Genomic DNA, 275 nt, shown 5'->3' with positions numbered 1-275 from the left:
GACGTGGACGGCGCGCATGAAGGAACGCACCGACAGACCAGACGAGTGGCAGGCTGCTCCTGCCGTGGGAAGGACGTGAGTGGATCCGGCTGAGTAGTCCCCAAGAGAGACAGGCGCCCACGGGCCGACGAAAATGGCGCCAGCGTTCCGGACCCGAGCAGCGACTGCGGCAGCATCAGCCGTCTGGATCTCGAGATGCTCGGCGGCATACGCATTGACCACTTCGAGGCCCTGATCAATATCACGTACCATGACGATGGCCGACTGCTTGGATG

At 62.9% G+C, this 275-nt stretch carries 1 protein-coding gene; it reads right to left on the bottom strand.

The window, feature by feature from the left end; genetic code table 11:
* Positions 1-275, bottom strand: a 275-nt coding sequence (locus MTCD1_RS23630; RefSeq protein WP_200818667.1) for a histidinol dehydrogenase, incomplete at both ends; no start/stop codon positions are given.

The sequence above is a fragment of the Colwellia marinimaniae genome, from assembly GCF_002207865.1.
GTDB lineage: Bacteria > Pseudomonadota > Gammaproteobacteria > Enterobacterales > Alteromonadaceae > Colwellia > Colwellia marinimaniae.
This window is presented reverse-complemented; position numbering and strand designations above follow the sequence as displayed.